At 69.4% G+C, this 26143-nt stretch carries 9 protein-coding genes; 4 read left to right on the top strand and 5 right to left on the bottom strand.

The window, feature by feature from the left end; genetic code table 11:
* Together guaD and ACR2JA_RS09185 are read right to left on the bottom strand one after the other, a co-directional pair.
* A partial coding sequence (gene guaD, locus ACR2JA_RS09190; RefSeq protein ID WP_434008790.1) for a guanine deaminase occupies positions 1–1153 on the bottom strand: 1153 nt, incomplete at its 3' end.
* A gap of 245 nt (positions 1154–1398) precedes the next feature.
* On the bottom strand, positions 1399–2469 hold the full coding sequence (locus tag ACR2JA_RS09185) for a BMP family ABC transporter substrate-binding protein (RefSeq protein WP_434008789.1): 1071 nt from the start codon (positions 2467–2469) through the stop codon (positions 1399–1401).
* Positions 2470–2702: 233 nt separating this feature from the next.
* Between ACR2JA_RS09185 and ACR2JA_RS09180 the strand changes: the two genes are divergently transcribed.
* A complete protein-coding gene (locus ACR2JA_RS09180; RefSeq protein ID WP_434008788.1) occupies positions 2703–3317 on the top strand; it encodes a class I SAM-dependent methyltransferase in 615 nt (204 codons plus the stop codon).
* Positions 3318–3497: 180 nt separating this feature from the next.
* On the opposite strand, the gene ACR2JA_RS09175 is transcribed toward ACR2JA_RS09180, so the two are convergent.
* Positions 3498–5309 (bottom strand): tetratricopeptide repeat protein, encoded by a 1812-nt coding sequence (locus ACR2JA_RS09175; protein ID WP_434008787.1) that lies wholly within the window; start codon positions 5307–5309, stop codon positions 3498–3500.
* A gap of 219 nt (positions 5310–5528) precedes the next feature.
* Positions 5529–20516, bottom strand: a complete 14988-nt coding sequence (locus tag ACR2JA_RS09170; protein WP_434008786.1) for a beta strand repeat-containing protein — start codon at positions 20514–20516, stop codon at positions 5529–5531.
* A 393-nt stretch (positions 20517–20909) separates the two neighbouring features.
* Between ACR2JA_RS09170 and ACR2JA_RS09165 the strand changes: the two genes are divergently transcribed.
* Genes ACR2JA_RS09165 through ACR2JA_RS09155 form a run of 3 tightly spaced genes read left to right on the top strand, consistent with a single transcriptional unit; the run spans position 20910 to position 25408 of the window.
* Positions 20910–22676 carry a type I secretion system permease/ATPase gene (locus ACR2JA_RS09165; protein ID WP_434008785.1) on the top strand — a complete coding sequence of 589 codons (1767 nt, stop codon included), beginning with the start codon at positions 20910–20912 and terminating at the stop codon, positions 22674–22676.
* A gap of 18 nt (positions 22677–22694) precedes the next feature.
* Positions 22695–24041, top strand: a complete 1347-nt coding sequence (locus ACR2JA_RS09160; RefSeq protein ID WP_434008784.1) for an HlyD family type I secretion periplasmic adaptor subunit — start codon at positions 22695–22697, stop codon at positions 24039–24041.
* An 8-nt stretch (positions 24042–24049) separates the two neighbouring features.
* Entirely contained in the window at positions 24050–25408 is a 1359-nt protein-coding gene (locus tag ACR2JA_RS09155) for a TolC family outer membrane protein (RefSeq protein ID WP_434008783.1), read from the top strand.
* A 32-nt stretch (positions 25409–25440) separates the two neighbouring features.
* On the opposite strand, the gene ACR2JA_RS09150 is transcribed toward ACR2JA_RS09155, so the two are convergent.
* The coding region (locus ACR2JA_RS09150; RefSeq protein ID WP_434008782.1) for an Mrp/NBP35 family ATP-binding protein at positions 25441–26143 on the bottom strand (703 nt) is incomplete at its 5' end.

Here is a 26143-nt window from a genome sequence, read left to right as displayed (position 1 = left end):
TGAGCACCACGAAGTCGGCCTCGTGGCCCGGCGTCAGGTTGCCCACCACGCCTTCCAGCCCCAGCGCCTGCGCAGCACCTGCGGTGTGCTGCCACCACAGCTGGCCGGGCGTGAGGCTCAGGCCCGGCTTGGTGTGGCCTTCGCGGCCCACGGTGTAGGCCGCCAGCATGGTGTGGAAGGGCGAGAAGCTGGTGCCACCGCCCACGTCGCTGGCCAGGCCGTAACGCATGCCGGCCGCGTCGGCCGCGGCGTAGTCGAAGAAGCCGCTGCCCAGGAACAGGTTGCTGGTGGGGCTGATCGCAGCCGCGGCGCCGGTCTCGCGCATCAGCGCGCGGTCGGTCGCATCGAGGTGGATGCAGTGGGCATAGATGGCGCGCTCGCGCAGCAGGCCGAAGTCGCCGTAGACGCCCAGGTAGCTGCGCGCCTGCGGGTAGAGCTCGGCCACCCACTTCACCTCGTCGTGGTTTTCGGCCACATGGGACTGGATCCACACGTCGGCGTACTTGGCCGCCAGTTCACCCGCGCCGCGCAGCTGCGCGTCGGTGCTGGTGGGCGCAAAGCGCGGGGTGATCGCGTAGCCCAGCCGGTCCACGCCGTGCCAGCGGCGGATCAGGTCTTCTGTGTCGATCAGGCTCTGCTCGGTCTGGTCGCGCACGCCGTCGGGGCTGTGGCGGTCCTGCAGCACCTTGCCGGTGATGAAACGCAGGCCGCGCGCCTGCGCGGCCTCGAAGGCCGCATGAACCGACGCGGGATGCGAGGTGGCAAAGGTCAGTGCCGTGGTCACGCCGTTGCGCTGCAGTTCGTCGAAGAAAAATTCGGCCACGCCGCGGGCGTAGGCCTTGTCAACGAAACGGCTCTCGTGCGGGAAGGTGTAGTGCTCCAGCCAGGGCAGCAGACCGGCCGCGGGAGCACCGATCACGTCGGTCTGCGGGTAGTGCACGTGCAGATCCACAAAGCCGGGGACGATCAGGTGGCCGCGCAGGTCCTCGATCGCCACGCCGGGGAAACGGTCCACCAGGGCGCCGTGGCTGCCCGCAGCGCGCACCACCTGGCGGCCGGCGGCGTCAGGGCCGATCACCAGCAGGCCGTCGCTGTCGTACAGCGGCTGGCCGTTTTCATCGAATCGCAAGAGGGCGGCGCGGTAGGCTTTCATGAAGGCCACAGCTTAGCCGCAAGCGAGCCCGGCGGCATACCGCGAAATGAATGCACGCCATGCGCCGGCCCGCGGGGACGTCAGAGGCACAGGGACGGTGCCCGACCATCTCCGGCGCGCGCTCCCCGAGGCCAGGGCACCCGCGGAACCGGCTTTGCCGGGCCACTGGGTGCGTCCCCTGCCCAGCGCCGCAGGCGCGCCAGGGCGGGGGAAGCCGCGTCAGCGGCGCAGGGGGTGATCTCCCTTTACTTCAGCTTGGTGGCCACGCCCTCGACCAGCCAATTCATGCCCAGGATGGCGCCGTCGTCCAGCGCCTGGCCGGCCGCGATGGCGGTCTTGCCTTCGTTGTCCTTCACGCCGGCCTTGCCACCGCTGAACACCGCCAGCTTGCCGGCGGCCATGTCTTTCTGGCGCGCCAGCACCTCGGCCTGCACGGCCGCGGGCACTTTGCTGCCGAAGCCGTCGACGCGGATCATGCCCTCGCGCACACCGCCCCAGACCTGGGCGCTTTTCCAGCTGCCGTCCAGCACCGCCTTGACGCGACGCGTGTAGTAGTCGCCCCACTGGTGGGTGACGGCGGCCACCTGCGCGTCGGGCGCGACCTTGCGCATGTCGGAGTGGTAGGCGACGGCCAGCTTGCCGCGTTCCTGCGCCGCCACCATGACGGCATTCGAGCCGGTGTGGAAGGCCAGCACCTCGGCGCCCTGGTTCATCAGCGTCATGGCCGCTTCGCGCTCGCGCACGGGGTTGAACCATTCGCCCAGGAACACCACGCGCAACGTGGCCTGCGGGTTGACCGAGCGCATGCCCAGGGTGAAGGCGTTGATGCCCTGGATCACCTCGGGGATGGGGAAACCCGCCACGTAGCCGGCCTGCGTGGCCATGCGGCCGGCGGCGATGCCGGCGAGGTAGCGGCCTTCGTAGTAGCGCGCGTTCGACGTGGCCACGTTGGGTGCGGTCTTGTAGCCGGTGACCGACTCGAACTTCACCTGGGGAAACTCGCGCGCCACCTTGAGCGTGGGCTCCATGTAGCCGAAGCTGGGCGTGAAGATGATCTGGTTCCCCTGCATGGCCAGGTCGCGGATCACCCGTTCGGCGTCCGGGCCTTCGGCCACGTTTTCGACGTAGGTGGTCTTGACCTGGCCGGGCAGCGCCGCCTCCACGGCCAGACGGCCCTGGTCGTGCTGGCGCACCCAGCCGGCGTCGGTCAGCGGCGCGACATAGACGAACGCGGCCTTGACCGGCGTCGGAGATTGGGCAAAAACGGGGATTGAAAAACAGGCGGCCGCGAGCGCGGCAGCGAGGTTTTTGTACATGGAGGTCCTCTACAAGTCTAACAAAACAGAAAAAAAGCGATCCCGGGAAGCACAGGCTCGCAGGAAGGGATTTTAACGGCCACGACCCGAAGACCAGAGATGGGGGCCATTCCCCCGGCTATTCCCGCTCAAGTCCAGCGCCACGGTTCCTAGAATTTCCTACACGCACGCTGCGCCCCCCGGACGCGGTGTTTCACCCTCCCCCAGCCGGCAACCAGCCAAGGACGGAACCCTTGAAAAAAGTACTCAACGTGGGCGGCAACAGCAAGGCCATCCCCCTGCCCCCCGCTTACACGGGCTACGAACACCTGCTGCTGGACATCGACCCGACCGGCCAGCCCGACATCTGCTGCGACGCGCGCCTGCTGTCCACCCTGGACGCCGGCCAGTTCGACGCCATCTACTGCTCGCACAACCTGGAGCACTACTACCACCACGACGTGAAGAAGGTGCTGGCGGGCTTCCGCCATGTCATCAAGGACAGCGGCTTCGTGCACCTGCGCGTGCCCGACGTGGGCGCCGTCATGAAAGCGGCCGTGGAACGCGGCCTGGACATCGAGGACGTGCTCTACCAGTCGTCGCTGGGCCCCATCACGGTGATGGACGTGCTGTACGGCTACGGCAAACAGATCGAGAGCAGCGGCGTGGAGTTCTTCGCGCACAAAACGGGCTTCACGCCGAAGTCGCTGTCGCAGGCGCTGGTGGCCGCCGGCTTCGGCCACATCTACTGCACCAGCGGCAACCTGGAGGTGACGGCCTGGGCCTTCAAGGGCACACCCGATCCCGAGGTGTGCAAGGCCTTCAACCTGGCGTTGCCCAAGGTCGCCGCAGAACCCCTGCCAGCCTGAACACCGAATGAGCGATGGCCCCCTCGGCGCGAGCCGCGGGGGCTTTTTTGCGCCTGCTCGCGATGCAGGTGGCCGCAGCAGGACCTCGCCGCCCGGCGGCGGGTGGATCGGGCGCGAGCGATCGGTGGTACCCGGCGGCGCAGGGCCGCCCCGGCCGGTGTCAGGCGGTGCGGAAAACGCTCAGCCGCGAATGGCCACGCGTTCGACCGCGTCGCCAAAGTCCTGCACGAAACGCGGCATGTCGAACAGGGGCGACTGGGTGCGACCGGCCTTCAGGCGCTGTTTCAGGTCGGCGTGCAGGGCGGGCTGGGTGGCGATTTCGATGGCGCGGGCTTCGTAGTCGGCCAGGCTGGTGGTGATCAGCTCCGGCAGGTCCAGCGCGGTCAGCAGGCTGCCGGCCATGCGCGAGGCGAAGGTGCGGCCCGAGCGTGTGAGCACGGGCAGGCCCATCCACAGCGCGTCGTTGGCGGTGGTGCCGGCGTTGAAGGGGTAGGCGTCGAGGAACAGGTCGGCCGCGGTGTAGCGGGCGAGGTACTGCTCGGGCGAGACGCGGGGCGCGAACAGCAGGCGCGCCGGGTCGACACCGTGTTCACCGGCGCGGCGCGTGAGCGAGGCCTGTGACCAGGGGTTGTCGGCCAGCAGCCAGAGCACGCTGCCGGGCACGGCCTGGAGCATGCGCATCCAGCTGGCGAACACCGCTTCGGTGAACTTGTAGTTGTTGTTGAACGAGCAAAAGACAAAGCCTTCTTCGGGCAGGCCGCACTGTGCCCGGCTGGGCAGCGGCGCCACCGGGCGCTGGCGGTCGCTGCACTGGAAAACGTGCGGCAGGTACAGCGGGGTCTCGGTGTAGAACGGGCGCTCGGCATCGGGGATGAGGAAGCGGTCGGCGACCACGTAGTCGATGCACGGGTGGCCGGTGGGGCCGGGGAAACCCAGGTAGGTGATCTGCACCGGCGCGGGCCGGTGGGCAATGATGTCGGGCCGTGCGCCAGAGGTGATGCCCTGCAAGTCCACCACCACGTCGATCTCGGCCTCGCGGATGGCGCGGGCGGCGCTGGCGTCGTCCAGGTCGGCGATGCGCACGTAGTGGTCGAACGACTTCACCACGCGGGCGCGCAGGGCCGAGCCGTCTTCGCGGCTCCAGCAGAAACCATAGACCTCGAAACGGTCGCGGTCCAGCAGTTCCAGCAGCTCCACCGTCAGCAGCGACACGGCGTGCAGGCAGAAGTCCGACGACAGGAAGCCGATGCGCAGCTTGTCGTGCTGGTAGCCCTTTTCCGGCGCCAGGCGCGGCACGCGCAGGTTGACCTTTTCCGTGATGAAGCGGATGGACGTGGCCAGCTGCAGGCCGGGGTCGTCGCTGGCCGAAAGCATGGCCAGCGGCGATGTGGCCTTGAGCACCTCGCCCTGCCCCAGCCCGGGCACGGGGGTGAAGACCGGCCAGCTGCACTGCTTCTGGCGCAGGTGCACCCAGTGCTGGATGACCTTGGGCTGCTGCGGTTCGGCCAGCAGGCTGGCGAACAGCTTGACCTCGGAACGGTCGTACTGGCGCATTTCTTCCAGCAGGCGACCCATGCCGTTGACGACCAGCAGGTACAGGTCCTTCTGGTGGGTGGGGGTGACCAGGGGGTGGTCCAGCATGGACTGCCAGATGGTCAGCGCGTGTTCCTTGCGGCCCAGGCGCTCGACGGTGGCGCCGAGGTTGAACCAGGCCTGGGCGAAGTCGGGCTTGCTGGTGATGGCGGCGCGGTAGGCGGCTTCGGCCTGGGCGTGCAGCTGCAACTGGCCGTAGAGCACGCCCAGGTTGAACTGCACCACGTGGCGCATGGGCGAGGTGCTGCCGGCCAGCCATTGCTGGTAGAGCGCCGCGGCCTGCTGCGGGCCCTGGGTGGCGCACAGGCGGTCGCCGGCGGCGATGACCTGGAAGGCGTCGAGCGGTGCAGCGGCATCGACAGACGTGTCGGCAGCCAAGGCGGTGGTGGGTGCGTTCATGGGCGGCTTTCGTGGGCAGGTCACCCGGCCGCTGCGCGCGCAGCGCACGGACCGGTGGTGCCAGCCATGGTAGGCCGCTGCACCGCCGCCAAAGGCCGGAACAGGCGGCAAAAGCCCCCCCTGTTCCCGCCGAACCGACGTGACAAAGCCGGCGCCCCGTGAAGGGCACCGGCTTTGACGCGCTGACGGGCGGGATGGACCCGCCCGTCAGCGGCCTTCTCAGACCAGCGGGTCGACCGGCGGCTGGTTCACACCCACCAGTTGCACACCGGCGTCGGGCACGGGGGCGTCGGCGGTGGCGAACCACACGTCGGCGACCTCGTGGGTCTGGCCATCGGCGGTCTGGTAACCGGCGGTCAGGCCGATCCAGTTGCCGTTGTCCAGCACCGAGGTGGCCTGACCGTGGGCGTCGATGGACACGATGCCCAGGTCGCTCAGGCTGCTCATCTCGCCGGCCTGGCTGACACCGTCGCCGTTGGCGTCTTGCCAGACGCGCAGGGCGGCGAAGTCCACATCGGCCAGGCTGATGCTGCCGTCGCCGTTGCTGTCCAGGGCCGAAAGGGCGGCAAAGCCGTCGTGGGCGGTGGAGCCGTCGGCCAGGCGGGTGGCCGTGCCGAACAGTTCCGAACCGTCGTTGATCAGGCCGTCGCCGTTGCGGTCCAGGGCCAGCAGGCCGTCGCCGCTGCCCACCCAGCCGGTCTGGTCCAGCGTGCCGTTGGCGTCGATGTCGAACACCACACCGTCGGCGCGGGCCACCGTGCGGATGCCGTCGCCGTCGAGGTCGAGGACCAGGGGGGAGACCAGGCCGTCGATCTCCGCTTGCTGGACCGCTTCCATGGAGTCGTACTGATCGACCGTGAACGCATCGGCCTGGGCCATGCCCAGCGCGCCGAGTTGGGCCGCGGTCAGTTCGTCGATCTGCACGTCGGTCAGCGCGGCGATCTGGTCGGTCGTGAACGCAGCGAACTGGGCGGTGGTCAGCGCGGCGATCTGGGCCGGGGTGAGGCTGGCGATGTCCACCGCCTGGATCGCGACGATCTGAGCCGTGCCCATGGTGGCGAAGTCGGCGGTCTCGATGGCCGACAGCTGGGCGCCGGACATGGTCACGATCTGCGTGACCGTCAGCGCCTGCACCTGGGCAGCGGACAGCGCCTCGATCTGAGCCCCCGAGAGCACCGCGATGTCCTCGTTCTGGATGGCGGCGATCTGCGTGGTCGTGAAGGCCGCGAGGTCTTCGGTTTCCAGCGCCACGAACTGCGCGGTGGTCAGCCCCTGCACCTGGGCGGTGGTGAGGCTGGGCACCTGGGCGGCGTCCAGCGCCACGATCTGCGTCGCGTCGAACAACGCCAGGTCGTTGACTTCGATCGCCGCGATCTGCGCCCCGGTGAGGTTCGCGATCTGGTCAGCGGTCAGCGAGGGGATCTGCGCCGCGGTCAACGACACGATCTGCTCGGTGGTGAGGCCGCTGATCTGGTCGGTGGTGATGGCTGCGATCTGGCTGCCCGTGAAGGTGCCAAAGTCCAGCGCGTCGATGGCGGCGATCTGCGCGTTGCTCAGCGATGCCAGCGTGATGTCCGACAGGTTGGCGAACTGCTGCGACGTCAGCGCGGCGATCTGGGCCGTGGTCAGGCCGTCGGCCTGGGTGCTGGTCAGCGCCGTGATGTGCCCGGCCGTGAAGGCGGCCACATCGGCGTTGTCCATGGCCGCGATCTGGGTCGAGGTCAGGGCGTCGAACTGGTCGGCGGTGAGCGCGACCACCTGGGCCGTGGTCAGGCCGGTCAGCGAAGCCGGGGCGAGCAGGCCCACATCGGCCGCATCCAGGGCCACCAGCTGGTCGGTGCTCAGGGCCGCGATCTGGCCAGCGCTCAGGCCCGGCACCTGGGTACCGGTCAGCGCGGTGATCTGCGCCGGGGTGAGCGCGGCGATGTCCTGCGTCTCCAGGACGCCGATCTGCGTGCTGCTGAGCTCGGACAAGGCCAGCTCCGTGACCGCGGCCCACTGGGCGGTGGTCATGGCCACCAGCTGGTCATCGGTCAGTTTGGGCAACTGCTCGGAGGTCAGCGCCGCGATCTGCTCGGTCGACAGGGCTGCCACCACCGTGGTGGTCAGCTCGGACAGCTGATCGCTGGTCAGGGCCGCAACCTGGGCGGCCGTCAGGGCCTGGGCCTGGGTCGAGGTCAAGGACGCGATGGCCACGGTGTCGATGGCTTCGATGTCCGCGGTTTCCATCTTCTCGATCTGCGCCGTGGTCAGCGCGGCCAGCTGGGTACCGGTCAGGGTGCTGACCTGCTCGGTGGACAGGGCCTCGATCTGGGCCGTGGTCAGTGCGGCGATCTGCGTGGTGCCGAAGTAGCCGATCTGTGCGGCCGTGATCTTGGCCAGGTCGACCAGCTCGATGGCGGCCACCTGGTCCGAGGTCATGGCACCGATCTGGCCCGACTCCAGATCGGGGATCTGGGTGGTGGTCAGCGCGGTGATCTGGGCCGGCGTCAGGTGGGCGAAGTCGGCGTCCTCGATGGCCTGCAGCTGCGTCGTGGTGAACAGGGCCAGGCTGGCCGTCGGGATGCCGGCCATCTGGGCCGAGGTCAGCGCAGCGATCTGCGTCGCGCTCAGCTGGGCGGTCTGCGTGGTGGTCAGGGCCGCGATCTGGTCGCTGGAGAAGGCCGGGATCTGACTGGCGGTCAGCGCGACGATCTGGCCCGTCGTGAGCTTGGCAATGTCGGCGGTCTCCATCGCGGCCAGCTGCGCCGTGGTCAGGGCCACGATCTGCTGGGTGCTGAGGCTGGCCACCTGGGCGGTGGTCAGGGCCTGGATCTGGGCGGTGGTCATCGCGCTGATGTCGGTGCCCAGGGCACGGATCTGCTTGGTGCTCAGGTCGTCCAGATCGGCCACCTCGATGGCGGCCACCTGGGCCGCCGTGAGGGCGGCCATCTGACCGGCCGTCAGACCCGCCAGCTGGGTCGAGCTCATGGCCTCGATCTGCGCCGTGGTGAACGCCGCCACCTGGGCGCCCGCCAGACCGATGAGCTGGGAGACGCTCAGGGCGGCCACGTCGGTCAGTTCCAGGGCGGCCAGCTGCGCGGTGGTCAGCCAGGCCATCTGGGCCTGCGTGATGGCCTGCACCTGGGTCGTGCTCAGGGCGGGCATCACCTCGGGCGAAATCGCGGCCAGGGCGGTGGAGCCCAGCGCCTGCACCTGGGCGGTGGTCAGCGCGGCCACCTGGGCCGAGGTCAGCGCACCGGCCTGGCCGGCGGTGAGCACGGCCACCTGGTCGGCCCGCAGGGCGGCCAGATCGGCGGTTTCGAGTGCGCGCACCTGGGCGGTGGTCAGCGCGGCCACCTGGGCCAGGCTCAGGGCTTGCATCTGGGCCGTGGTCAGGCTGGGGATCAGCGTGGGCGTGATGGCCCGCAGGTCCGCCGTCTCCATCGCCGCCACCTGAATGGTCGTCAGCGCGGCCACCTGGGCAGCCGTCAGCGCGGCCACCTGGGCGGTGCTCAGGGCAACGATCTGGGCGGTGTTGAACGCGGCCACGTCGGCGGCTTCCATCTGCTCGATCTGGGCGGTGGTCAGGGCGGTGACCTGGTCCGTCGTCAGCGCACGGGTCTGCGCCGTGGTCAGCGCGGCCAGCTGTGCGCCGGTCATGGCCGGGATATCGGCCGCCTCGATGGCGGCGATCTGCGCCGTGCCCATGCCAGCGATCTGCGCGGCGGTCAGTGCGGCGATCTGGGCCGAGGTCAGCGCGATCACCTGCGTGGTGGTCAGCGCGGCGACGTCACCCACTTCCATGGCCTGCAGCTGTTCGACGCTGAGCTTCTGCAACTGGGCGTTGGTCAGCTGGCGCACCTGGGCAGTGCTCAGGGCCACCATGTCGGTCGTCTCCAGCGCGGCCACCTGGGCGGTGGTGAGCTTGCCGATCTGGTCGGTGGTCAGCGCGGCCACCTGGGCGGTGGTCAGCGCCAGCACCTGGCCGGTGGTCAGGGCCGCCAGGTCGGCGGTTTCCAGCGCAGCGATCTGTGCCGTGGTCAGGTTGGCCACCTGGGCGGTGGTCAGCGCCTGGGCCTGGGCCGTGGTCAGCGCCACGATCTGATCGGTGGTCATGGCGGCCAGGTCGGCCGGGTCCAGCGCGGCGATCTGCGCCGTGCCCATGCCGGCCACCTGGTCCGTGGTCAGGGCGGCAGCCTGTGCACCGGTCAGCGCAGCGATCTGCGCCGTGGACATGCCGGCCAGGTCGGCCACGTCGATGGCCGCGACCTGGGCGGTGGTCAGGTTGGTCACCTGGGCTGTGGTCAGGGCGGTGATCTGGGCGCCGGTCAGGGCGGTGATCCGGTCCGCCAGCAACGCGGCCAGGTCGGCGGTTTCCAGTGCCGCGATCTGGGCGGTGGTCAGGTCGTCGACCTGGGCCACGGTCAGGGCCGCGGCCTGTTCGGTGGTCAGGGCCTGGATCTGGACCGTGGTCAGCACCGACAGGTCCTCGGTCTCCAGCGCGGCCACCTGCGCGGTGGTCAGCTTGGCGATCTGGCCCGCGGTCAGGGCCACGGCCTGGGCCGTGGTCAGGGCGGCGATCTGCGCCGTGCCGAGCGCGGCCAGGTCGGCCGTCTCCATTGCCACGATCTGCGCGGTGGTCAGCTTGCCGACCTGGGCGGTCGTCAGCGCGGCGGCCTGCTCGGTGGTCAGCTTGACGATCTGCTCCGTGCTCAGCGCGGCCAGGTCGGCCGTCTCCAGCGCGGCCACCTGGGCGGTGGTCAACTGCGGGATCTGGTCGGTGGTCAGCTGGGTGACCTGCAGGGTGCTCAGGGCCGCGATCTGCGTGGTGGTCAGGGCCTGCAACTGGACGCTGCTCAGGTTCTGCAGCTGGGCCGATGTCAGGGCCGGCACGTCACCGGCCTCGATGGCGGCGATCTGCGCGGTACCGAACTTGGCCAGGTCGGCCAGTTCCAGCGCCACGAGCTGGTTCGTGGTCAGCGCGGCGATCTGGGCCGTGGTCAGGCCAACGATCTGGTCGGTGGTCAGGGCCACGATCTGGGCCGAGCCCAGCGCGGCGATGTCGGCGGCGTCGATGGCCCCGATCTGAGCGGTGCCCAGCGCGGCGATTTGCGCAAGGCTCAACCCACCCACCTGGGCGCTGGTCAGCGCGGCGATCTGCTCGGTCGTCAGCGACGGCAGGTCGGCCACCTCGATGGCGGCGATCTGTGCCGTGGTCATGGCGGCGATCTGCGCTGGCGTGAGGGCGCCGATCTGCGCGCCCGAGAGCGTGACGATCTGGGCGGTGCTCATGGCGGCCAGGTCGGCACCTTCCAGGGCGGCGATCTGCCCGGTGGTCAGCGCGGCCAGCTGGCCGTTGGTCAGCGCGGTGACCTGGCCAGTGGTCAGCGCCGCGATCTGCGCCGGGGTCAGCGACGGGATGTCGGCGGCATCGATGGCCGCGATCTGCGGCTTGGTCAGCACCGCGATCTGACCCGCGGTCAGCGCCGCCACCTGGGCAGCGTCCAGCGCGGCGATCTGCGCGGTCGTCATGAACGGCAGGTCGCCCAACTCGATGGCCTGGACCTGGTCGCTGGTCAGGGCGGCCACCTGGCCGACGGTCAGCTTGTCGATCTGCGCGGTGCCCAGGGCCGCGATCTGCGCCGGGGTCAGCGATGGCACGTCGGCCACTTCGATGGCCTGCAGCTGCGCCGAGCTCATGACCGCCAGGTCCGCGACCTCGATGGCCGCGACCTGTGCGCCAGTGAGCGCGGCCACCTGGCCGATGCTCAGCGCACGGATCTGGGCGGTGGTCAGCGCGGCGATCTGGGCCGGCGTGAAGGCGGCCAGGTCGGCCGTTTCCAGAGCCGCCACCTGGGCGGTGGTCAGCGCCGCCACCTGGCCCACGGTGAGGGCCGCGGCCTGCGCCGTGGTCAGTTTCTCGATCTGGGCCGTGGTCAGGCGGGCAACGTCACCCAGCTCGATGGCTTGCACCTGCTCGGTGGTCAGCGCAGCGACCTGTGCGGTGGTGAGTTTGTCGATCTGGGCCGTGGTCAGCGCCACGATCTGGTCGGTGGTCAGCGACGGGATGTCGCCGACCTCGATGGCCTGCAGCTGTGTGGAGCTCAAAGCGGCCAGATCCTGGGTCTGCATGGCCGCGACCTGCGCTGCCGACAGAGCCGCCACCTGTGGCGCGGTGAGCGCACGCACCTGGGCAATGGTCAGCGCCACCACCTGGGCGGTGGTGAGCGCGGCCACATCCTCGGTCTGCAGGGCCACGATCTGGTCGGTGGTCAGCTTGCTGGTCTGGGACAGCGTCAGCTTGGAGACCTGCGCGGTGGTCAGCGCCTCGATCTGGTCGGTGCCCATGGCCACCAGGTCCACGGTTTCGATCGCGCGCAGTTGCGTGGTGGTCAGCACCGGCACCTGGTCGGTCGTCAGCGCGGCCACCTGGGCCGAGCCCAGGGCCACGATCTGGGCGGTGGTCAGCGCCGTGAGCTGGGCGCTGTCCAGTGCGCGGATCTGGTCCGTGGTCAGGCTGGCCACCTGCGCGGTGGTGAGCCCGGCGATATCGCCTGCGGACAGCACGGCCAGCTGGGTTGCGGTCAGGGCAGCGATCTGGCCGGTGGTGAGCTGGGCCAGCTGCGCCCCGCTCAGGGCGTCGATCTGGGCTGTGCCCATGTGGACCAGGTCGGCGGTTTCGATGCCGGCCAGCTGCGTGCCGCTGAGCAGCGCCAGCTGGTCGGATGTGAGGGCTGACACCTGGGCCGAGGTCATGGCACCGATCTGCGATGCGGTCAACGCCAGGACATCGTTCTCTTCGATGGCGACGACCTGATCGGTCGTCAGGGCGGCGATCTGGTCGGACGTGAGCGCGGCCACCTGGGCGGTGGTCAGGGCCACGATCTGGTCGGTGGTCAGGTTGTCGATGTCGGCCACTTCGATCGCCTGGACCTGCGCTGTGGTCAGCGACTCGATCTGCTCGGTCGACAGGGCCGCCAGCTGGGCGGACGACAAGGCACCGATCTGGGCTGCGGTCAGGCGCACCAGGTCGGCCGCCTCGACGGCGGCCAGCTGCCCGGTGGTCAGCGCAGCCACCTGTTCGGTGGTGAGGTCATCGATCTGCGCCGTGGTGAGCGCGGCGATCTGCGCCGTGGTCATGGCCGCGACATCGGCTGCGTCCAGGGCGGTGAGCTGGTCAGTGGTCAGCGCCGCCACCTGCGTGGTGGTCAGCGCCGCCACCTGGGCAGAGGTCAGGGCCTGGATCTGCTCGGTGGACAGCGTGACGAGGTCGGCCGTCTGGATGGCGGCCACCTGTGCGTTGGTCAGCTTGGCCATCTGGGCGGTGGTCAGCGCCTGCAGCTGGAGCGCGGTCATGGCCTCGATCTGGGCAGTGGTCAGCTTGTTCAGGTCGGCCGTCTGGATGGCGGCCACCTGCTCGGTGCTCAGCTGGCCGATCTGGGCCGTGGTCAGCGCCCGGAACTGGGCGCTGGTCAGTGCCACGATCTGCTCGGTGGTCAGCGCCTGGAGGTCGGCCACTTCCATCGCACGCACCTGGCTGGTGGTCAGCAGCGGAACCTGGTCGGTCGTCAGGGCCTGCACCTGGTCCGTGGTCAGCGCCTGGATCTGCGCGGTGGTCAATGCCACCAGATCGGCGGCTTCCAGGGCCTGGATCTGCGCCGGGGTGAGCGCCGCGATCTGGGGTGCGGTCAACGCCTGCACCTGTGCCGTGGTCAGCGCAGCGATCTGTCCAGGGGTGAACTGCGCCACGTCGGCCGGTTCGAGCTGCGCGATCTGGGCCGGCGTCAGCGCGGCCAGCTGACCCAGGGTCAGGGCAGCCACCTGCGGACCCGTCAGTGCCACGAGCTGGGCGCCGGTCAGGCTGGCCACGTCGGCCGTTTCCAGGGCCGCCAGCTGGGTGGTGGTCAGGGCCTGCACCTGGTCGGTGGTGAGCTGGGCCACCTGTGCGGTGGTCAGGGCCACGATCTGGGCCGTTCCCATGGCCTCCAGGTCGGTGGTCTCGATGGCGACCAGCTGTGCCGTGGTGAGGGCGGCGATCTGGCCGGTCGTCAGGCCCGCCAGCTGGGCGCTGTCCAGGGCCTCGATCTGAGCGGTGGTCAGGGCGCGGATCTGCGTCGTGCTCAGGCCGGCCAGCGCCGATGGCGTGAGGGCGACCAGGTCTGCAACCTCGATCGCGGCCACCTGCGCGCCGGTGAGGGTGCCCAGCTGGGCTGCCGTGAGGGCCGCCACCTGTTCGGACGTGAGGGCGGCCACGAAGTCGGTGCTGAGACCGCGCACCTTGGCGGTCGCGAGCGCGGCGAGGTCGGCGGTTTCAATGGCCGCCACCTGGATCGCGTCCAGGTCGTTCAGGCGGGCGGCTGTCAACGCATTGAACTGGCTGGCGCTCAGGGCCACCACCTGCTCGGTGGTCAGCGCCTGTGCCTGCGCCTGGGTCAGTGCCTTGAACACCGCGGTCGGGATGGCGGCCAGGTCGGCCACTTCCATGGCCGCGATCTGGGTGCCGGTGAGCGCCGCGAACTGGGCCGAGGTGAGCCCCGCCGCCTGGGCGGTGGTCAGCGCCTGCACCTGTGCGGTGGTGAGGTTGGCAATGTCTTCGGTGCCGAAGGCCTGCAGCTGGCCGACGCTCAGCGCCGCGACCTGGGCCGTGGTCAGGGCGGCCACCTGGTCGGAGTCGAGGGCGGCCACGGCGGCGGTGGTGAGCTGGCGCAGGTCGCGCGTTTCCATGGCGGCGAGCTGCGAGTTGCTCAGGGCCGCCACCTGGACAGCTGTCAGTGCTTGGGCCTGCGCCGTGCTCAGGGCCACCACATCGTCGGTACCCAGGCCGACCAGCGCTGCCGCGCTCAGGCGGGCCAGGTCGGCCGTTTCCAGCGCGGCGATCTGCAACGTGGACATGCCGTCGATCTGCGTCGAGGTAAGGGCCGCGGCCTGCGCAGTCGTGAAGGCACGCACCTGCGCGCTGCTGAAGCCCGCCATCTGGGTGTCGGTGAGCGCGCGCAGGGCAGCCGTGGTCAGTGACGGCAGGTCGGTGGTCTGGATGGCACGCAACTGCGCCGTGCTCAGCAGCGGGATCTGGGCGGTCGTGAGGGCCCCGATCTGGTAAGGGGTGAAGCCGGCGATCTGGCCATTGGTGAGGGCACCGACCTGATCAGCGTCCAGGCTGGCCACCGCAGCGGTGCTCATCCCGGCGATGGCCACCGGCTTCAGGGCGACCAGCTGTGCCGTGGTCAGGGCGGCCACCTGGGCGGTCGACAGGGCGGCCACCTGGGTGCTGCCCAGCGCGGCGATCTGGGCCGTGGTCAGCACGGCCACGTCGGCTGTCTCGATGGCGGCGACCTGGGTCGGCACCAGCGCGGCCACCTGGGTGGCGGTCAGGGCCACGACCTGATCTGTGCTCAGGCCGGCGATCACGGCGTTGGACAACTGCACGAGGTCTTCGGTTTCGAGTGCTGCGACCTGGGCGGCGTCCAGCACAGCCACCTGGGCCGAACCCAGCGCAGCGGCCTGGTCGGTGGTCAGGGCCTCCAGCTGGGCGGTGGTCAGGGCCTCGAACTGGGCGGTGCTCAGACCGGCCACGGTGGACGGGGTGAGCGCCTCGAAGTCCTCGACTTCGATGGCGGCGATCTGGGCGGTGGTCAGCGCGGCCACCTGGCCGGCCGACAGCGAACGCACCTGATCGGTGGTCAGGGCCACGATCTGCGCCGAGTCCAGCGCGGCCAGGGCGGCGGTGGACAGTGCGGCGGTCTGGTCGGTGGTCAGGGCCTGGATCTGGGTCGTGCCCAGACCCGGCACCTGGGTGGCGGACAGCAGCGCGATGGTGGCGGTGCCCAGGGCCGCGAGGTCGGCGGTTTCGATCGCACCCACCTGGGTCGAGGTGAGCGCACCCACCTGGGCGGACGTCAAGGCAAGCAACTGGTCTTCGCTCAGCGCGGCCACCTGGGCGGTGGTCAGCGCGGCCACCTGGGTGGTCGTGAGCTTGGTCACGGCATCGGTGGACAGGGCGTTCAGATCAACGGTTTCGATGGCGGCGATCTGGGCGGTGTCCAGCGCGGTGAGCTGGGCCGTGGTGAGCGCCTGCACCTGCGACGAGGTGAGCGCGGCGATCTGCTGGGTGGTCAGGGCCTGCACCTGGGCCGTGCCCAGTTTGCTGAGCACCGCGTTGGACACGGCGGCCAGATCGGCCGGATCGATCGCGGCGACCTGGGTGTTCGACAGACCAGCCATCTGCGTCGAACTCAGCGCGGCGATCTGCGTGGCGTCCAGCGCGGTGATCTGCGCGGCGGACAAGGCCTGTACGTCCGCCAGCTCCAGAGCGCGCACCTGCGCGGTGGACAGGGCAGCCAGGCTGGTGTCGGGCAGGGCCTGGATCTGGGCGGTGGTCAGCGCCACCACCTGGGCGGTGGTCAGCGCGGTGATCTGCGCGGGCGCGAGGTCGGCGATCTGCGCCGTGGTCAGCGAGGCGATCTGGCCGGTGGTCAGCGCCGGGATGAGCGACGCATCGAGGGCGGCCAGTTGATCGCCGTTGAGCAGTGCGAGGTCGGAGGCATCCAGGGCGGCCAGCTGGGTGCTGGTCAGCGCACCGATCTGCGCGGAGGTCAGCGCCACCACCTGGGCGGCGGTCAGGGCCTTGACCTGGGCCGCGGTCAGGGCGGCCACGGCATCGGTGCTCAGGCTGCCCACATCGGCGGTTTCAATGGCGGCGATCTGGGCCGTGGTGAGGCCTGCGGCCTGGGCGGTGCCCAGCGCGGCGACCTGCGAGGAGGTCAGGGCCTGGATCTGGGCCGTGCTCAGCTTGTTGAGGCTGATCACCGGCAGGGCCGCCAGATCGGCGGTTTCGATGGCGGCGATCTGGTCGGCGGTGAGCACCGACAGCTGGGCCGAGGTCAGCGCCGCCAGTTGCGCAGCGCTCAAGGCACGGACTTGCTCGGTGGTCAGCACCGGCACGTCGGTGGTCTGCACGGCGGCGATCTGGGCGGTGGTGAGGGCTGCCACCTGCTGCGTGGTCAGGGCCACGATCTGGCCGCTGGTCAGGGCGACCACGGCCGCGGTGGACAGGTGCGCCACGTCCTGGGTTTCAAGCGCCACCAGCTGATCGGTGCTGAGCGCGGCCACCTGGGCGGTGGTCAGGGCGGCGGCCTGGGCGGTGGTCAAGGCGGCGATCTGCTCGGACGAGAAACGCGCGAGGTCGCGGGTTTCCAGCGCCGCCACCTGTGCGCCGCTGAGCGCGGCGATCTGGGTCAGGGTCAAGGCGCCTGCCTGGTCGGTGGTCAACGCCACCACCTGGGCCGAGCTGAGACCCGCCAGGGCAGCAGTCGAAAGCGCAGCCAGGTCAGCGGTCTCCAGCACGGCCACCTGGGCGGTGGTCAGGCGGGCCACCTGAGCAGAGGTGAGCGCCGCGGCTTGTGCGGTGGTCAGCGCGATGAGCTGGGTGTTGTTGAGGGTGGGCACCACGCCGGTGGAGATGGCGGCCACATCGGACGGGTCCAGCGCGGCGAACTGGGTGCCGTTGAAGCCGGGCATCTGGGTGGAGGTGAGCGCAGCCACCTGGTCGGCGCTGAGCGCGCGCACCTGGGCAGTGGTCATGGCACGCATGTCCGCGGTCTCCAGCGCGCGCACCTGGGTGGTCGTCAGCGCCTGGATCTGGGCGGTCGTCAGCGCGCGCACCTGGGCCGTGGTCAGGGAGGCCACGTCCACGGTGTCGAGGGCGGGGATCTGGTCGGCCGTCAGCGCGCGCACCTGGGCGGTGGTGAGCGTCGCCACCTGGGTCGAAGACAGGGCCTTCACCGCCGCGGTCGACAGGCTGGCCACGTCGGCCGTCTCCATCGCCTGCAGTTGCGCGGACGACAGGGCCCCGATGTGGGTCGCGGTCAGGGCCGACGCCTGCACCGTGGTCAGGGCCGCGATCTGGGCGGTGGTCAGGCCGGTGATGTAGGCCGCGGACCAGTTCATCACGTCGCGGATGGATTGCTGGTCGGCGCTCAGCGGGCTGGTCAGGGCGGCCACCTGGGCGGTGGTCATGGCGCCCAGCTGGGCATTGGTCAGCGCCGCCACCTGGGGGGCGGTGAGGGCCGCCACGTCGGCGGTTTCCATGGCCACCAGCTGAACGGTGGACAGCGCGGCCACCTGGCCGGTGGTCAGCGAACTGATCTGGTCGGCGTCGAGGGCCACGACCTGGGCAGTGGTCAGCCCCTTGAGGGCCTCGGTGGTGATGCTGGCGATGTCGGTGGACTCGATCGCGACCACCTGGGCGGTGGTCAGGGCCGCGACCTGACCGGACCCGAGGGCACCGATCTGGGCGCCCGACAGCGCGGTGACCTGGGCCGCGGTGAAGCCCTTGATCGCCGTGTTGGAGAGGCGACCCACGTCCTCGGCGTCCAGCGCCGCGATCTGGGCGTTGCTCATGGCGGCGAGCTGGGCCGAGGTCAGGGATCCCGCCTGGGCGGTGGTGATCGCCCCGATCTGGCCAGCGCTCAGCTGCGCGATGTCGTCGGTGGCGATGGCCCCGATCTGGGTCGCGGTCATCGCCTCGATCTGGTCATTGGTCAGGGCCGCCACCTGGGCGCCGGTGAGGGCCACCACCTGAGCGGTGGTCAGGCCACGGATCGCCGCGGTGGACAGGCTGGACACATCGGCGTCTTCCAGGGCAGCGATCTGTGCGGTGCTCAGCGCCGCGATCTGACCCGAGGTCAGGGCGCCCACCTGCGAGGCCGACAGCCCGGCCACCTGGGCATTCGTCAGGCCCTTGACGGCGGTGTTGGAGAGCTTGCCCACGTCTTCCGGGTCCAGTGCTGCGAGCTGGGTCAGGCTGAGCGCGGCCACCTGGGTCGAGGTCAGCGAGCCGGCCTGCACGCTGGTGAGCGCGCCCACCTGAGCGGCGCTGAGGACCTGCAGGTCGTCGATGGCCAGGGCGCCGACCTGGGAACCGGTCAGCGCGGCCACCTGGGCAGTGGTCAGGGAAGAGACCTGACCGGTGGTCAGGGCGATCACCTGGGCAGTGGTCAGGCCGCTGATGGCCGCGGTGGAGAGGCTGGGCACATCGGTGGACTCGATGGCCGCCACCTGGGCGGTGCTCAGAGCCGTCAGCTGGGCGGCGGTCAGGGCACCGACCTGGGCGCCCGTGAGGGCGGCCACTTGCGCGGCGCTCAGGCCCTTGACCGCGGCGGTGGACAGCTTGCCGATGTCAACGGCCTCCATGGCGGCCAGCTGGGCTTCGCTCAGGGCAGCGACCTGGACCGAGGTCAGGGCGCCGGCCTGCGACGTGGTCAGGGCCACCAGTTGCGCGGCGCTCAGTTGCTGGATGTCGTCGGTGGCAATGGCCGCCACCTGGGCATTGGTCAGGGCCGCGACCTGGGCCGTGGTGAGAGCGGCGACCTGGTCAGAGGTCAGGGCCACGACCTGGGCCGTGGTCAGACCGCGGATCGCATCGGTGGCGATGGACGGCAGATCGGCCACTTCAATGGCGGCCACCTGCGCGTTGCTCAGCGCGGCCAGCTGGGTCGAGGTGAGGCCGGCCACCTGGGCGCCGCTGAGCGCTCCGATCTGGCCTGCGCTCAGACCCGCCAGGGCCGCGGTGCTCAGTCGCCCCAGGTCGGCCACTTCGATGGCCGCGATCTGGGTCGTGCTCATGGCCGCGATCTGGGCCGATGTGAGGGCACCCGCCTGACCCGTGGTCAGGGCGGCGATCTGGCCCGCGCTGAGCTGCTGCACGTCGTTGGTGGCGATGGCGGCCACCTGGACGTTGGTCAGGGCTGCGATCTGGCCGGTGCCCAGCGCGGCCACCTGCGCGGTCGTCAGGGCCACGATCTGAGCCGTGCCCAGACCGCTGATGGCGCTGGTGTCCAGGAACGGCACATCGGCCACGTCGATGCCGGCCACCTGGGCCGTGGTCATGGACGCGAGCTGGCTGGCGGTCAGTGCACCGATCTGGGCGCCCGAGAACGACGAGAGCTGGGTGCTGCTGAGCTGCTGGAAGTCGTTGGTCGCGATCGCGGCGATCTGGGCGGTCGTCAGACCGGCGATCTGGGAGGCGGAGAGCGATGCCACCTGCGCCGTGGAGAGGGCCACGATGTTGCCGGTGCTCAGTCCCGACAGCGCCGAACCGGTGAGCTGTGCGAAATCGGCCGCTTCGAAGGCGCCCAGCTGGGTACCGCTCAGCCGCGCCAGCTGGGCCGAGGTCAGAGCCGCGGCCTGGTCGGTGGTCAGCGCGGCGATCTTGCTCGTGCTGATGCCGGCGATCGCGCTGGTCGCCAGGCCGGAAATGTCGGTGCCGAGCGCCACGAACTGGGCGTCGGTCAGGGCGGCCATCTGCGCGGCACTGAACCCGCCCAGCTGGGCGGCGGTCAGGGCGTTCAGCTGGGCGGTGCTCAGCTGGGCCAGGTCGTCGGTGGCCAGAGCCGCCACCTGGGTCGAGGTGAGCGCGGCCATCTGGTCCGTGGTCAGGGCACGCACCTGCGCCGTGGTCAGCGCCGTGACCTGGGCTGCGGTCAGCCCCGGGATCGCCGCGACGTCGATGTGCACCAGGTCGGCGGTCTCGATGGCCGCCACCTGGGTGGTGTTGAGGGCCCCGAGCTGCACGGACGTCAGCGCGGCCGCCTGTGCGGTCGTCAGCGCGGCGATCTGGCCGACGCTCAAGCCCTTGACGGCGGTGCTGCTGAGGTTGTCGACGTCGGCCGCCTCCAGGGCGGACAGCTGGGTCGTGCTCAGGGCAGCGATCTGGGTCGAGGTCATGGCCGCGACCTGGTCAGACGTCAAGGCCTGTACCTGGGCTGTGGTCAGGCCGGCGAGCGCGGTGGCCGCCAGCTTGCCGACGTCTCCGGCTTCCAGTGCCTGGATCTGGGCCGTCCCGAGGGCCGCCAGCTGGGCCGACGTGAGGGCCGCCACCTGAGCGGTGCCCAGGGCCACCAGCTGGGCACTGGTCAGGGAGGACATGTCCGCGGTCTCGATGGCTGCCACCTGGGCCGCCGTGAGCACGGCCACGTCGGCCGTCTCGATGGCGGCGATCTGCGAGCCCGTGAGCGCCGCGATCTGCGCTGTGGTGAAGGACGGGAACTGTGCCGTGGAGAAAGCGGCGACGTTGGCCAGCGTGATCGCCTGCAACTGGTCCGCCGTCAATGCCCGCAACTGGGTGCTGCTGAAAGCCGCGATGTCTTCCGTCGTCAGGGCCGCGATCGCGTTGGTGGAAAGGGCGGCGATCTGGGTAGCGGTCAGACCGGTGATAAAGCTGCTCATGAAGCACTCCTGGAGAGGCGCAATCGCCCTCGGATGGGTTGGAAATCGATGCACACGGTCGGGCACGGAATTCGTGCGGGGGACGCCTGCTCTCTTGTCAGATCGGCATTTCCCGGCACGACTTGAACGCCCATGCCCTGGACCACGAGCAAATGGTAGGAAGCCGCTGCTGCGGCAATGGGCCGAAGTAAGGGGGCTTTACGGGGCTGCTCCGTCTTTCAGGGAGGAACCGCTCAGGCAAGATTCACCCACGGTTAGCGGTCGGATCCCGCCCCTGAACGGCCCGGTCCAAGCCAGGCCAGCCACGCATGCCCGGGGCTTCAGATGAGTACTTTTCACCGACAACCGATGCTTTACAGTGCGCCCTGCCCCTGACCACACCCAAGCCCACCCATGCTCTCGAGACTGAAACTCCCAGACAACGAAATCGGGGCCGCCCTGACGAGCTTCCGAGGCGCGTTTCGCAGCGTGGCGATCTTCAGCGCCATCATCAATGTGCTGATGCTGGTGCCATCCCTGTACATGCTGCAGGTCTACGACCGGGTGCTGACCAGCTACAACGAAACCACGCTGTTCATGCTCACCGTCATGGTGCTGGGGGCCTACCTGCTCATGAACGGGCTGGAGTTCGTGCGCAGCTTCATGCTGATCCGGGTGGGCGCCCAGCTGGACATGCGGCTGAACAAACGCGTGTACACCGCGGCCTTTGAACACAACCTGAGAAAGTCGGGCGGCAACGCCGGCCAGGCCCTGCAGGACCTCACCACGATCCGCCAGTTCGTCACGGGGCAATCGCTGTTCGCCTTTTTCGACGCCCCCTGGTTCCCCATTTACCTGGCCATGATCTTCATGTTCGACTGGGTGCTGGGCGTCTTTGCGGTGGTCGGCATGGCCATCCTGGTGGCGCTGGCCTGGGCCAACGAGGTGGTGACCCGCAAACCGCTGACAGAGGCCAACAGCATGGCCGTGACGGCCGGCACCCTGGCCACCAACAACCTGCGCAACGCCGAAGTCATCGAAGCCATGGGCATGCTGCCCAACCTGATGGCCCGGTGGTTCCGCCTGCATGGGCGCTTTCTGCAACTGCAGGCCGAAGCGAGCGAAAAGGGGGCCATCGTCTCCGCCACCAGCAAGTTCGTGCGAACGGCCCTGCAATCGCTGATCCTGGGCATGGGGGCCTTGCTCGCGCTGGAAGGTCGCATCACGCCGGGCATGATGATCGTCGGCTCCATCCTGATGGGGCGCGCCATGGCGCCGGTGGATCAGCTGATCAATGTCTGGAAAGGCTGGTCGTCCACCCGCAGCGCCTACCAGCGTCTGAGCGAACTGCTGGGCAGCTACCCCCCACGGGGCACCGGCATGAGCCTGCCCAAGCCGCAAGGGCGGGTGGTGGTGGAAGCGGTCACGGCGGTCCCGCCCGGCGCCACCGTGCCGGTGCTGCGCCAGGTCGCTTTTGCGCTGGACGCGGGCGACGTGCTGGGCGTCATCGGCCCCAGCGGTTCGGGCAAGTCCACCCTCGCGCGCCTGCTGGTGGGCATCTGGCCTGCGGTGACGGGCAAAGTGCGCCTGGACGGTGCCGACGTGTACCAGTGGAACAAGGACGAGCTGGGCCCTCACGTGGGCTACCTGCCACAGGATGTGGAACTGTTCGGCGGCACCGTCAGCGAAAACATCGCCCGCTTTGGCGACGTGGACGCTGAAAAGGTGATCCAGGCCGCCCGCCGGGCGGGTGTGCACGACATGGTGCTGCACCTGCCCAAGGGCTACGACACCCTGCTCGGCGACGGTGGCGCCGGCCTGTCGGGTGGCCAGAAGCAGCGTCTGGGCCTGGCACGGGCCCTCTACGACGATCCATCGCTCATCGTGCTGGACGAACCCAACTCCAACCTGGACGACAGCGGTGAACAGGCGCTGCTGGCGGCCATCAACGACCTGCGCAGCCGCGGCAAGACCCTCGTGCTCATCACGCACCGCACCAGCGCCATCGGAGCCACCAACAAGGTGCTGCTGCTGCGCGACGGCGCGGTGCAGTTGTTTGGGCCGACCCAGCAGGTGCTGGCGGAACTGGCCAAGTCGCGCCCGTCGCCGGCGGCACCCCGTGCGGCCGCCCCGCCGCCGGCACTGGCCACGCCGCCCGCACACGCCGCCCCCCAAACCTGAGCCCTCCGATCCGTCACCATGAAACTCCCTGACCGGGACGCCACCGTCCCCCCGACCGCCGCCAGCAACGCTGATGGCCTCAAGACCGATGCCCGCTCACACGCCCGGCTGGGCTGGTGGATCGTGCTGGCCGGCATCGGCGGCTTCCTGCTGTGGGCCTCTCTGGCGCCGCTCGATCAGGGGGTCCCGATGGGTGGCACCGTCACCGTCGCGGGCAACAAAAAGGCGGTTCAGCACCTCAGTGGTGGCACCGTGGAAGCCATCCTGGTCAAGGAAGGCGACACCGTGAAAGAGGGACAGACCCTGGTGCGCATGAACGGTGTGCAGGCCAACGCCAACGCCGAAGTGGCGCGCGTCCAGCTGTTCACCACCCGCTGCACCGAAGCACGCTTGCAAGCCGAGCGGGACGGCCTGTCCGCCATCGTGTTCCCGCCGGACGTGCTCGCGGCGCGCAGCGATCCGCGTGTGGCAGAAGCCATGGCGCTTCAAGAGCAGCTCTGGAACGCCCGCCAGTCGGCCCTGCGCAGCGAGCTGGCGGCCATCGACGAAAACATGGCTGGTCTCCAGGCGTTCTACGCCGGCCTGGAACAGTCTCGCGAAGGCAAGCAGCAGCAGATGCGATTGCTCAAGGAGCAGGTGGACAGCATGCGGGACCTGGCGCGCGACGGCTTTGTCCCCCGCAACCGCCTGCTGGACCTGGAGCGCGGCCTGTCCCAGATCGTGGTCGCCATCGCCGACGACACCGGCAGCCTGGGACGCACCCAGCGCCAGATAGGGGAACTCAAACTGAGGCGACTGCAACGCCAGCAGGACTACCAGAAAGAAGTGCGCACCCTGCTGGCCGACACGCAGAAGGAAGCCGGCGCCCTGAAAAGTCGCCTGGAAGCGCTGGACTACGAGCTGGCGAACGCGCTCGTGAAATCGCCAGTGGACGGGGTGGTGGCAGACGTGAATGTGTTCACCGAAGGCGGCGTGGTCGCACCGGGCCTGCGCATGATGGACATCCTGCCCAGCGGTGAGCGCCTGATCGTCGAGGGCCAGATCCCCGTTCACCTGATCGACTCGGTCCATCCGGACCTGCCGGTCGAACTGATTTTTTCGGCCTTCAACCACAACACCACACCCCGCGTACCGGCCCTGGTGACGCAGGTCTCCCCCGACCGCCTGGTGGACGAAAAAACCGGCGTGCCGTACTACCGGCTCAGAGCCGAGGTCACACCGGCCGGACAGCACATGCTGGCAGACCTTCAGGTCCGGGCCGGCATGCCGGTGGAACTGTTCGTCAAGACCGGCGAACGCACTCTCATGAACTACCTGTTGCGGCCCCTGCGGGACCACATCAAGATGGCCCTGACCGAAGAATGACCACATCCATGCCGCCCCGGTTCAAGCGCCGTCCGACAAGCCGCCTGGGAATCATCGTCGCTGTCGGTCTGTGTCTGTGCGCAGCGGTCGATGCGCAGGCGATGGGTGTGATGCAGGCCTACGAGGCCGCGCGACAGCACGACGCCCAGTTCCGCGCGGCCATGGCCGAGCGGGATGCCGGGGAGGAATACCAGAACCTGGGGCGTGCCCAGATGCGCCCGACGCTGACCGCCCACTACAGCACCAGCGAGAACCGCGCGTCCCTGACCAATCCCAACGGCACATCCGAACAGCGCAGCTACCGCAGCCTCAGCAGCGGTGTCCAGTTGCAGCAGCCATTGGTGAACTTCGATGGCATGGCGGCACGGCGTCAGGGCGTGGCACGCAGTGCCGCCAGCGAGGCGCGCTTCGTTGCGCGGGAACAGGACCTGATCGTCCGGCTGTTTGAAACCTACTCCACCACCTTGTACGCACAGGAGCAGCTCGACCAGACGCTGGCCCAGCTCGCGGCGCTGGCCGCCCAGCAGCGGGCCAACGAGCAACTGCTGGCCAAGGGCGAAGGCACCCGCACCGACGTGCTGGAAACCCGTGCCCAGCACGACATGGCCCTGGCCCAGTCGATCGAGGCCCAGGACAACCTCAACAACGCGCAAGCGCGCCTGCAAGCCATGACCGGTCTCGACGCGGCCACGCTGGACCGGCTGCGACCCGAGTTTTCACCGGTGGAGCTGCCGCAGCGTTCGCTGGAGGAGTGGCAGGCGCTCGCCCGTGAGCGCAATCCGGTGCTGCAGGCGCTGCAACTCGACGTCGAGGCGGCATGGGAAGACACCCGGCGCGCGCAAAGCGGCCACCTGCCGCGCCTGGACCTGATCGCCAGCGTGGGACGCAGCGAATCCGACTCTCTGAACAGCTACCGCCAGAGTGCACACACCAACAGCGTGGGCCTGCAATTGAACGTGCCGCTGTACGCCGGAGGGGGGGTATCGGCACAAGCGCGCCAGGCCACGGCTCGACACGCACAGGCGCAGGCCGAGCTGGAGGCGCGCACCAGCGAGGTCATGACCGAGGTGCACAAACAGTTCCGGCTGGTGAGCAGCAGCAGCCTGCGCCTGCAGGCGGCCAGCCGCGCCGTCGAATCCGCCCAGACCCTGGTGGAGGCCACACGCAAAAGCGTGGTCGGCGGCGTGCGCACCAACATGGACGTGCTGGAAGCGCGGGAGCGCCTTTCGCGCGCCGAGCGCGACCTGGCCTACAACCGGTACCTGCACCTGCTGGCCGTCTTGCGCCTGCAGGCCGCCACCGGGGGGCTGTCCGAGGCGTCGCTGCAGACCGTGGCCAGCCGATTCGGCTCCGACGCAAACCGCTGAGTCCGGGCCACCAGACGCCAGCGCGCCGCCGCTCAGGTGTCCTTGGAAATCTTGATGCTGGGGAACTTGCTGGAGAAGTCCTTGGCCTTGGCCGCGATCTTGATCGCGACCTGGCGCGCCACCGTCTTGTAGAGACCGGCGATCTCGCCGTCGGGATCGGCCACCACGGTCGGGCGGCCGCTGTCGGCCTGCACGCGGATGCTCATGTTCAGCGGCAGCTCGCCCAGGAAGTCCATGCCGTACTCGGCCGCCATCTTCTTGCCGCCTTCGGCGCCGAAGATGTGTTCGGTGTGGCCGCAGTTCGGGCAGCAATACACGGCCATGTTCTCCACAATGCCCAGGATGGGCACGCCCACCTTCTCGAACATCTTGATGCCCTTGCGCGCGTCCAGCAGGGCGATGTCCTGCGGCGTGGTCACGATCACCGCGCCGGTCAGGGGCACGCGTTGGCTCAAGGTGAGTTGGATGTCGCCGGTGCCGGGGGGCATGTCAACGATCAAATAATCCAGGTCGCGCCAGTTGGTTTGGCGCAGCAACTGCTCCAAGGCTTGCGTGGCCATGGGACCACGCCAAATCATGGCTTCGTCTTGGTCGACCAAGAAACCGATGGACATGACTTGCACGCCGTAGTTCTCCAGCGGGTCCATGGTTTTGCCGTCTTCGCTCTCAGGCCGACCCTCGATGCCCATCATCATGGGTTGGCTGGGACCATAAATGTCGGCATCCAGCAAACCC

The organism is Hydrogenophaga sp. (genome assembly GCF_051007235.1).
In the GTDB taxonomy this organism is placed as follows: domain Bacteria; phylum Pseudomonadota; class Gammaproteobacteria; order Burkholderiales; family Burkholderiaceae_C; genus Hydrogenophaga.
This window is presented reverse-complemented; position numbering and strand designations above follow the sequence as displayed.